We start from the raw sequence: 10398 nt of genomic DNA, 5'->3' as shown, positions 1-10398 counted from the left end.
ATGCGGGTTGCGTCGGCATTCGATGTCCGGGCCGAATGCCGACGTAACCCGGCAGAGGCGACCTCGCATCCGATTGCTTTCACGAACGGCATTACGCCGCCTTGTGCCGAGTTCGGCGAGGCCCGCAAAGGGCGAGGCCCGTCCCGCCCTTGGCCGGAAGTGCTCAATGGTCGTACTCCATGGGCGGCCCACCGCACATCGCATGCGGCGAAGCCGCGAGTCTCGAGGCCTGAACAGCGGGACCCAGGGGGCCTCGACCCGCGACGCCGCAGGCGGCGCCAAAAGATACAGCTTAGGGTCACAGCATGCCGAGTTCTGCTGTCGCGGCTTCGGCCGCCGGGTTGTGTGAGTTCATCGATGCGTCGCCTTCGCCGTTCCACGTCTGCCGGACCATCGCCGAGGCGCTGGAAACCGACGGGTTCGTCCGGCTGGACGAGACCCGGGCGTGGCCCGGTACGGGAGGCCGGTACTACATCGTGCGCGGCGGATCGCTGGTGGCGTGGGCCGATCCGGAGCAGGCGGGTCCGTTCCGGGTGGTGGGTGCGCACACCGACAGTCCGAATCTGCGGGTCAAGCAGCATCCCGATCTGACGGTCGCGGGCTGGCAGCTGGTGCGGCTGGAGCCGTACGGCGGTGCCTGGTTGAACTCTTGGCTAGACCGGGAGCTGGGGATCTCCGGACGGCTCAGTGTGCGGGAGGGGACGGGGCTGTCGGAGCGGCTGGTGCGGATCGACGAACCGATTCTGCGGGTTCCGCAGCTGGCGATCCATCTGTCCGAGGATCGGCGCGGGGTGACGCTGGATCCGCAGCGGCATGTCAACGCGGTCTGGGGTGTCGGCAGTGAACGGGCCGCGTTCCTCGATTTCGTGGCCGAGGCCGCCGGGGTCGATCCGCGGGCGGTACTGGGCTGGGAGTTGATGACCCACGATCTGGCGCCCAGCCGGGTGATCGGTGCCGGCCGGGATCTGATCAGCGCACCCCGCCTGGACAATCAGGGCACGTGTTACGCGGGTCTGGCCGCCTTCCGCGCCGCCGTCGAGAATCCCGGCGACGCCGTCCCGGTGCTCGCCGTGTTCGACCACGAGGAGGTCGGCAGCCAATCCGACCGGGGTGCGCAGTCCGAGCTGCTGCCCACGGTGCTGGAGCGGATCGTGCTGGCCCGCGGCGGTGGCCGCGCCGAATTCCTGGCGGCAGTCGCGGGGTCGGTGTGTGCGTCCGGCGATATGGCGCATGCCACCCACCCGAACTATCCGGAACGGCATGAGCCCTCGCACGGCATCGACATCAACGGCGGGCCGGTGCTGAAGGTCAACCAGAATCTGCGCTACGCCACCGACGCGGTCGGCGCGGGAGCGTTCGCGCTGGCCTGTGATCGGGCCGGAGTACCGATGCAGCGTTATGTGCACCGCGCCGATCTGCCCTGCGGTTCCACCATCGGCCCGATGACCGCCGCGCGCACCGGTATGCCGACCGTGGACGTGGGTGCGCCCCAGCTGGCCATGCATTCGGCGCGGGAGATGATGGGCGCGGCGGATGTGACCGCCTACGCGGCGGCCCTGGCGGCCTTCCTCGCTCCGTAGGCGGTTCCGGTCGAGGCATGGGTCAGGGGTTTTCCAGCGATGGGGTCGGTAATCGGTCCGGCGCAGGTGGACGTAGGATTCGTGCTGGATCAACTCTGTCGGGGCCCCGCCGCCGAGGCCCCCGTTCCGACCGAACCGTGGCACCGATGTCACCTGCCGCTTATCGCGGTGGGAGCCCGGAGGGCCGGAGCTCGCGCGCGTCGGCGCGCCAACCTACGAAAGGATCCTGGTACCCCCGTGACTGCGCAGGTCGATACGGTCGCCACCGCCGCCGCTACCCCGGATACGCCGCAGCCGTACGCCGAGCTCGGGCTCAAGGACGACGAATACGCCCGGATCAGGGAAATTCTGGGGCGCCGGCCCACCGATGCCGAGCTCGCCATGTATTCGGTGATGTGGAGCGAGCACTGTTCCTACAAATCCTCGAAGGTGCATCTGCGCTACTTCGGTGAGACGACCACCGAGGAAATGCGTTCGGCCATGCTTGCCGGTATCGGCGAGAACGCGGGCGTGGTCGATATCGGTGACGGCTGGGCGGTCACCTTCAAGGTGGAGAGCCACAACCATCCGTCCTATGTCGAGCCGTATCAGGGCGCGGCCACCGGGGTCGGCGGGATCGTCCGCGACATCATGGCCATGGGCGCGCGTCCTATCGCGGTGATGGACCAGTTGCGTTTCGGTGCCGCCGACGCCGCCGATACCCGCCGGGTGCTGGACGGCGTGGTCCGCGGGATCGGCGGTTACGGCAACTCCCTCGGGCTGCCCAATATCGGCGGCGAAACCGTCTTCGATGCCTCCTACCAGGGAAATCCGCTGGTCAACGCGCTGTGTGCGGGGGTCATGCGGGTGGAGGACCTGCACCTCGCCTTCGCCTCGGGCGCTGGCAACAAGATCATTCTCTTCGGTGCGCGGACCGGGCTCGACGGTATCGGCGGCGTTTCGGTGCTGGCCTCGGACACCTTCTCCGGTGACGATTCCGGCAGCGGCCGCAAGAAGCTGCCGAGCGTCCAGGTGGGCGATCCGTTCACCGAGAAGGTCCTGATCGAATGCTGTCTGGAGCTGTATCACGCCGGGCTGGTGGTGGGTATCCAGGACCTCGGCGGCGCCGGGCTGTCCTGCGCGACCTCCGAACTGGCCGCCGCCGGTGACGGCGGGATGCGCATCGAACTCGACCGGGTCCCGCTGCGCGCCGCCGATATGACCCCCGCCGAGGTGCTGTCCAGCGAATCGCAGGAGCGTATGTGCGCGGTGGTGACCCCGGAGAACGTGGACGCCTTCCTCGCGGTCTGCGCGAAATGGGATGTGCTGGCCACGGTGATCGGTGAGGTGACCGACGGCGAGCGGCTGGAGGTCACCTGGCACGGCGAGACCGTGGTGGACGTGCCGCCGCGCACCGTCGCGCACGAGGGCCCGGTATACGAGCGGCCGGTGCGCCGTCCCGCCGACCAGGACGCGCTCAACGCCGACACCCCGGACAACCTGCCCCGGCCCAAGACCGCCGAGGAACTGCGCGACACCCTGTTGAAGATGGTGGCCAGTCCGCAGCTGTGTAGCCGCCGCTGGATCACCGAACAGTACGACCGCTACGTGCGTGGAAACACCGTGCTCGCCGAACAGGCCGACGCCGGGGTGATCCGGATCGACGAGGTGAGCGGCCGCGGTATCGCGCTGGCCACCGACGCCTCGGGTCACTACACCAAGCTCGACCCGTACACCGGGGCGCGGCTGGCCCTGGCCGAGGCCTACCGGAACGTGGCCGTCACCGGCGCCACGCCGAAGGCGGTCACCAACTGCCTGAACTTCGGGTCCCCGGAGGATCCCGGTGTGATGTGGCAGTTCCAGCAGGCCGTACGCGGTCTCGCCGACGGCTGTGTGGAATTGGGTATCCCGGTCACCGGCGGCAATGTCAGCTTCTACAACCAGACCGGCGAGAACGCCATCCTGCCCACTCCGGTGGTCGGCGTCCTGGGCGTGATCGACGACGTCCACCGCCGCATCCCCACCGGACTCGGCCTGGAACCGGGGGAGACGCTCATCCTGCTGGGCGACACCCGCGACGAATTCGGCGGTTCGGTCTGGGCGCAGGTGGCGCACGGCCATCTGGGCGGGCTGCCGCCGCAGGTCGATTTCGACCGCGAGAGACTGCTCGCCGATGTCCTCACCGCGGGCTCGCGCGACGGCATGATCAGTGCCGCCCACGACCTCTCCGAGGGCGGCCTGGCGCAGACCGTGGTCGAGGCGGCCCTGGCCGGCGAAACCGGTTGCCGGATCCTGCTGCCCGAGGACGCCGACCCGTTCGTGATGCTGTTCTCCGAATCGGCGGGCCGGGTGCTGGTCGCTGTGCCGCGGTCGGAGGAGACCCGCTTCACCCGGATGTGCACGGCCCGGGAACTGCCCTGGGTGCGCATCGGCGTGGTCGATCAGGGTTCGGATTCGGTCGAGGTGCAGGGCCAGTTCTCCATCGGCATGGCCGAGCTGCGCGCCGCGCACGAGGGCACGCTACCCGCGCTCTTCGGCGGCCACGCCTGACCCGGACCCGCGGCTGGCGCGCCGGAGGTGACCCGGGCCACCCTCCGGCGCCGGTCCCGCCCGCCATACTGGACGGGTGCTGGAAACCGCTGACTCCGTGACCAGGTTGCGGCGGCGGTGCGTCGCGGTGGTCCGGCGGACCGAGCACATCATCGACCTGAACTATGTGGGTCTGGTGGTCGCGACGGTGTTCTTCGCGCTGTCGGTATCGCCGTCGCTGCTGCCGCGCGACTGGATGTTCCAGGGTCTGATCAGCGGGATCAACGCGGCCATCGGGTACGGGGTGGGCTGTCTGCTGGAATGGTTGTTCCGGTTGTGGGTGCGGCCCCGGCTCACCCGGATACCGGCGCCGCCCACCTGGACCCGCTACGCCCTGAAATCCGCGGTGCTGATGACGGCCGCGCTGAGCGCCGGCTACATGCTGGTGCAGTCGGCGCACTGGCAACGCGAGATCACCGCGCTGATGGGGATGGAGGGCACCACCACACCCGCCTACCTGCGCACCGGGGGTCTGAGCCTCACGGTCGGGGTGCTGGTGGTGGCCTGCTATCGCACTGTGCGCGAACTCATCCTGTACCTGGCCCGCCAGCTGAACCGGTGGGTCAAGATACCCCGGGAGCTGGCCCCCTCCGCGGGTTTCCTGGTTCTCGTACTACTCGTGGTGACCCTGTTCAACGGCGTCGCCACCCGCGCCTTCTTCGCCGCCGCGAACTCGGCGTTCAGCGTGCGCAACGACCACACCTCCGAATACGCCGTCCAGCCCCGGCTCGCCGAACGCTCGGGCAGCCCGGAGTCGTTCGCGCCCTGGGAAACCCTCGGGTTCGAGGGGCGCTGGTTCGTCTCGCACGGGCCGAGTGCCCAGCGCATCTCCTGGGTCACCGGCCGGCCCGCGAAGGAACCCATCCGCGCCTATGTCGGGCTGGAATCGGTCGAGGACACCGGACTGAGCCAGGCCGATCTGGCGGTCGCCGAACTGGATCGCACCGGCGCCTTCGACCGGGAGGCGCTGGTCGTGGTCACCACCACCGGCACCGGCTGGGTCAACTCGATGGCCGCAGGCGCCATCGAATACATGTACGGCGGTGATTCGGCCATCGTGGCCACCCAGTACTCGTATCTGCCCAGCGCGCTGTCGTTTCTGGCCGACCGCGGCAAGGCCGCCACCGCGGGCCGCGAACTGTTCGATGCGGTCTACCGCAAAACCCTCACCCGACCGGCCGCCGAGCGACCGAAACTGCTCGTCTACGGCGAAAGTCTCGGATCGCAGGGGTCGGAGGCCGCTTTCGACGGGCTGGCCGATCTGCGGGAGAAAGTGGACGGCGCGCTCTGGGTCGGACCGCCGAACTCCAACCGGCTGTGGCAGCAGTTCGTGAACCGGCGTGATCCGGGCTCGCCCGAAACCGAGCCGGTCTACGCCGATGGCCTGGTGATCCGGTTCGCCGGAGATCGGGAGGACCTCGGCCGGCCCGGCCCGGAATGGCGGGCACCACGGATCACCTACCTGCAACACGCCTCCGACCCGATCGTCTGGTGGTCCCCGGATCTCGCGCTGACCCGGCCGGATTGGCTGTCGGAACCGCGCGGCGCCGATGTCTCACCCCGGGTGCGCTGGGCGCCGCTGGTCACCTTCTGGCAGATCAGCGCGGACCTCACGAACGCCCAGGGGGTGCGCGACGGGCACGGCCACCGCTACGGAAGTCTGGTCCTGGACGGCTGGGCCGCGGTCGCCCAACCGCCCGACTGGAATCCCGAACTCGCCGAACGTATCCGGCTCGAGATCGAGGCGTACGAGGCGTACGAGCGCGAGGTGAAATGAAGGCACGGACACTCGCCGCTGTGACCGCGCCGGTGCTCTGGAACAATTGGCTGCTGCCTCATCTCGCGCTCGATCGACGCGGCCGGACTGTTGCCAACACGGTCGCTGCCACCGGTTACGCCCTGGCGTTCGACGGCCGCCCGAATTGGCTCTCCGGGCGGGGCCTGCGTTATGGGATCGGATGCGCCGGGGTCGTGGCCGCGGGTTACGCGGCGGCGCTGCTCATCCCGCCGGTGCGCCGGGCGCTCGGCGATACGAACGATCGGGCTCCGGATGTAGGTACGGCGGAATGGGTCGCTGTGCATATTCCCCTGGGCACCGTGTACGCCGAGGAGCTGATCTTCCGGGGCACGTTGGAGCCTCTGCTGGACAGAGAATTCGGGCGGACAGCGGGTTCCGTTGCCGGTGCTTCGGTCTTCGGGCTCTGGCATGTTCACCCGGCCCGGGCCACGGGCGACAACGTGTGGGGGACCGTCGGGCTCACCGGTATTTCCGGACTGATCTTCGGGGCCCTGTATCGGCATACGGGAAGTGCCGTCGCACCCGCGCTGCTGCACTGGGCGGTGAACGCCGGCGGCGCGATGCTGTCCCGTCGCGGCCGCGTTCGCCGAGCGGAAGTCAGACCGCCGTCGTCAGTGCGCGCTGAACAGCAGACATCTCGGTGATGATCACATCCGGCTCGAACGGGGCGAACGCCTCGATCTTGCCGGGTTTGTCCGCGAAAGCGATCGCCGGCATGCCCGCCGCATGCGCGACTTGGATATCGGTCGTGGAATCACCGATATAGAGGCAGTCCCCGGGCGAGACGTTCGCGCCGGCCATGGCGCGTTCCAGTGGGAACGGGTCGGGTTTGAGCAGACTGGTGTAGTAGCGGCGGTCCGGTGCCACGCCGCGGCTGTAGTTTCCGTCGACAAGGTCTTGTGTACCGCGGAGGGCGTGATATCGGTCGACCGCGGCGACACAGTTGTTACTGAGCATGATGTTCTGTCCGGAGCGGGCGTGGTTTGCTCTGAGGGTGTCGTCGGCGCCGGGCGTCGGGCGCGCGCTGCCCATGGCCTCGACTTCCAATCGGGCGAGTTCGCGTTCCGCCAAGCGGGCGTATCGATCGCCGAAACTCGCGGCGTACCGGTACACGGCGAAAGGGTCGTTCGCTGTGGCGATGTGTTCGGGGAAGGGGAGATTCAGCGATCTGCGCAGTTGGTCGGCCACTGCGTAGTCGCGGAATCGATCGAACACCGAGCAGATCGGACCGTCGACGTCGAAGATCAGGCAGCGGCGTTCGCCGAGCATCCTGGTCAGTAACCGGCCTGCTGCCGGATTCTCATCGCAGACCAAGGCGTTGTGGGGCCCGCTACCTGTAGCCGCGGGGTACGGCGGGTTGTAGAGCGGCACGCGCAGCGCGATGCTCTCCACCGTTGTCGTGGTGTTGATGTGGGTTCGCAGGTTGGTGGACGCGCGGTGATAACGGGGCGCCGTTCCTGCGCGGGCGAGGGCGTGGGCGGTATCGACGAGCGTTGTGCGTGCCATCTCCAACAATCGCGACGCCGGCACGTTGGTGCCGAGCGCGATGAGATTGGTCAGGTCCACTTCGGTCGAATCCTGATAGGTGTGGGGCTCGTCTGTCCCGCGGAGCGCGTGTCGATCGGCGCACGCCGGTTCGGGATGCGCCGAAGTCTAGCCCGAACTGCCTCGCTCAACATGGTCGGAACCGAGGGAGTTCGCCGGTGTTTCGAGGTGTGCACCAGATCATCGGGCCGACCCCGGGCGCGATTGTCGCGATGATGAAACACTGCGCCGGTGAGATTGATCGACAGTGACGGATACGGTGTGGAATTCACCATTGCCGGATACCAGTTTCCGGACCATATCGATCCGAGAATCCGGTACAGCTGGCTGGTGATCGCCGGTACCGCGAATTGCCCCGAGGGGAACTGGTCCTTCCGCTGGCAGGCATTGAGTCTGGACGACACGGTCGAACTGGCGGACTGGCTACGCCGGATCGCGGCCGAGGCGGAACCGGCCGGTGCGCCCGCCGACGGCCCCGCCCGGCTCGCCTTCACCGAACCGAATCTGAGTTTCACGGCCACCCGTACCGGGGGTGAGATCGAATTGCGGATCGGCCTGGATCTGGAGTTCTCCCCGCCCTGGGACCGGCGGGCCACCGCGGGTTCGCCGTACATCGTCACGGCCCGCCTCGCGGCCGCCGATATCGCCACGGCCGCCAAGGACCTGGGCGCCGAAGTGGACAGCTACCTCCCGCCCGGTGGCAGCCTGCTCGGTCGCGCCCGCTGAGCGGCGCGTCCGGGTCACGTTCGTGGCGGCTGCGCGGGTGATATCGCCCACGTTGCGCCGGGTAGCGGGTGGGGCTTATGGCCGGGGGTGACCCGGGGCCGCTGCCGACGTCCGCGAGAAGGCCCGGCGAGTCCGGTTGCCCCTCGTTTCAGCAGGTGAAAGGGGGGTTAACTGGGTATGAAGGTTTGCTGGGCCACGCTGTCGCGGGTTGTGGGCCCCGGTAACGGCCGTTCCGGGCCCGCTTGCTGCCGGAGTGCTGATCCGGTGACGCGCAAGCGCGACACACCCGTAGAATATCGAGTGCCCCCACACCCGCCCGACCAGGGAGCGCACGGTGACCCACGCCGACCAACCGGCAGTCAGCAATCCCACCGCAACCGACGAGACCGAGAATCCGCCCCGCGAGGAATGCGGAGTCTTCGGGGTCTGGGCCCCGGGGGAGGACGTGGCCAAGCTCACCTACTACGGCCTCTATGCCCTGCAGCATCGCGGCCAGGAAGCCGCGGGCATCGCGGTCTCCGACGGTTCGCAGGTGCTGGTCTTCAAGGATCTCGGCCTGGTCAGCCAGGTGTTCGACGAGCAGACCCTGGCCGCCATGCCGGGCCACGTCGCCGTCGGCCACTGCCGCTACTCCACCACGGGAGCCACCACCTGGGAGAACGCCCAGCCGATCTTCCGCACCACCGCCGTCGGTTCCGGGCTCGCGCTCGGCCACAACGGCAATCTGGTCAATACCGCCGAATTGGCCGACCGGGCACGTGAACTCGGCCTCGTCGCCGGCCCCGGCCGCCCCGGCGCCGTCTCGGCGACCTCCGACTCCGATGTGATGACCGCGCTGCTGGCGCACGCCTCCGCGGATTCGAGTATCGAGCAGGCCGCCATGGAGTTGCTGCCCACGGTGCGCGGCGCCTTCTGCCTGACCTTCATGGACGAGCACACTCTCTACGCCGCCCGCGATCCGCACGGTGTCCGTCCGCTGGTGCTGGGCCGCCTGGAACGTGGCTGGGTGGTCGCCAGCGAAACCGCCGCCCTCGATATCGTCGGCGCCTCCTTCGTCCGCGAGATCGAACCGGGCGAATTGCTCGCCATCGACGCCGACGGCGTCCGCTCCTCCCGATTCGCCAATCCCGAACCCAAGGGCTGCGTTTTCGAGTACGTGTACCTGGCCCGCCCCGACAGCACCATCTCCGGGCGCTCGGTACACGCCACCCGCGTCGACATCGGCCGCCGCCTCGCCGCCGAACACCCGATCGACGCCGATCTGGTGATCCCGGTCCCCGAATCCGGCACCCCCGCCGCGGTCGGCTACGCGCAGGGATCCGGCGTGCCCTACGGGCAGGGCCTGATGAAGAACGCCTACGTCGGCCGCACCTTCATCCAGCCCAGCCAGACCATCCGCCAGCTCGGCATCCGGTTGAAACTCAACCCGCTGCGCGAAGTGATCCGCGGCAAACGCCTGATCGTCGTCGACGATTCGATCGTCCGCGGCAACACCCAGCGCGCCCTCATCCGGATGCTGCGCGAAGCCGGTGCCCTGGAGATCCACGTCCGGATCGCCTCCCCGCCGGTGAAATGGCCGTGCTTCTACGGGATCGATTTCGCTTCCCGCGCCGAGCTGGTCGCGAACAACGCCGGCACCGACCCCGACGGAATGCCCGCCGACCAGGACGCGATGCACGATATGGTCGAGGGCGTCCGCCGCTCCATCGGAGCCGACACCCTCGGCTATATCTCGATCGACGGAATGGTCGCCGCCACCGAACAGCCCCGCACCCGCCTGTGCTGCGCCTGTTTCGACGGGAACTACCCGATCCCGCTGCCCACCGAAGCCGCGATCGGCAAGAACCTGCTGGAGTTCGGCGGGCGGTCTCAGTCCCGCGTCCTCACCGAAAACGCCAACGCCAGCGCCCTCAGCCGGCCGTAACGGGTCGGGTTCCGCATCGGTCTCGAAAAGCGGGAGTCGATGGTCAAGTCTGTGGTCACCCGGTCCCGCGGGCGTGGCAGGTGTGCACCCGGTCGTGGGGTGAGAAGACGGCTTCGCTCGCGAAGCCGCACATACAGGCCCGCTTGCGCCGTCGGAAGGTAGCCCTTGCTCCGTGAAGAAGGTATGGACGTCGCGCAGTTCGGATGCTGACCTGCTTGTGGAAGCGGGGAGGTGAGCTTGCTCGTGAAGGTGCAGTG

The 10398-nt window shown here is 68.5% G+C and carries 7 protein-coding genes; 6 read left to right on the top strand and 1 reads right to left on the bottom strand.

Annotated elements, in window-relative coordinates; genetic code table 11:
* Window positions 1-305: 305 nt before the first annotated feature.
* The 4 genes from NF4_RS00490 to NF4_RS00475 all read left to right on the top strand — a co-directional run bounded on the left by NF4_RS00490 (window position 306) and on the right by NF4_RS00475 (window position 6590).
* Window positions 306-1580, top strand: coding sequence for a M18 family aminopeptidase (locus NF4_RS00490; protein ID WP_063125327.1), 1275 nt, complete (start codon window positions 306-308; stop codon window positions 1578-1580).
* 237 nt (window positions 1581-1817) lie between these two features.
* The gene (gene purL / locus NF4_RS00485; RefSeq protein WP_063125326.1) at window positions 1818-4109 is read left to right on the top strand and encodes a phosphoribosylformylglycinamidine synthase subunit PurL; all 2292 of its coding nucleotides are present in this window, start codon (window positions 1818-1820) and stop codon (window positions 4107-4109) included.
* Window positions 4110-4185: 76 nt separating this feature from the next.
* The gene (locus NF4_RS00480) at window positions 4186-5925 is read left to right on the top strand and encodes an alpha/beta hydrolase (protein ID WP_063125325.1); all 1740 of its coding nucleotides are present in this window, start codon (window positions 4186-4188) and stop codon (window positions 5923-5925) included.
* Window positions 5922-6590 carry a CPBP family intramembrane glutamic endopeptidase gene (locus tag NF4_RS00475; RefSeq protein WP_063125324.1) on the top strand — a complete coding sequence of 223 codons (669 nt, stop codon included), beginning with the start codon at window positions 5922-5924 and terminating at the stop codon, window positions 6588-6590. Before NF4_RS00480 ends, NF4_RS00475 begins: the two co-directional genes overlap by 4 nt.
* Here the strand turns inward: NF4_RS00475 and NF4_RS00470 are convergent.
* Window positions 6544-7512, bottom strand: a complete 969-nt coding sequence (locus tag NF4_RS00470) for an HAD family hydrolase (protein ID WP_063125323.1) — start codon at window positions 7510-7512, stop codon at window positions 6544-6546. The genes NF4_RS00475 and NF4_RS00470 overlap by 47 nt on opposite strands.
* Before the next feature lie 210 nt (window positions 7513-7722).
* On the opposite strand from NF4_RS00470, the gene NF4_RS00465 reads away from it, so the two are divergent.
* The gene (locus tag NF4_RS00465) at window positions 7723-8217 is read left to right on the top strand and encodes a WapI family immunity protein (RefSeq protein ID WP_157119850.1); all 495 of its coding nucleotides are present in this window, start codon (window positions 7723-7725) and stop codon (window positions 8215-8217) included.
* 334 nt (window positions 8218-8551) lie between these two features.
* Window positions 8552-10141: an amidophosphoribosyltransferase gene (purF, locus tag NF4_RS00460; protein ID WP_063125321.1), complete on the top strand. Its 1590-nt coding sequence runs from the start codon at window positions 8552-8554 to the stop codon at window positions 10139-10141.
* Window positions 10142-10398: the final 257 nt, after the last annotated feature.

This window comes from Nocardia fusca NBRC 14340, from assembly GCF_001618425.1.
GTDB lineage: Bacteria > Actinomycetota > Actinomycetes > Mycobacteriales > Mycobacteriaceae > Nocardia > Nocardia fusca.
Note: the sequence above shows the minus strand (reverse complement) of the source record. Positions and strands in the feature narration are given on the sequence as shown.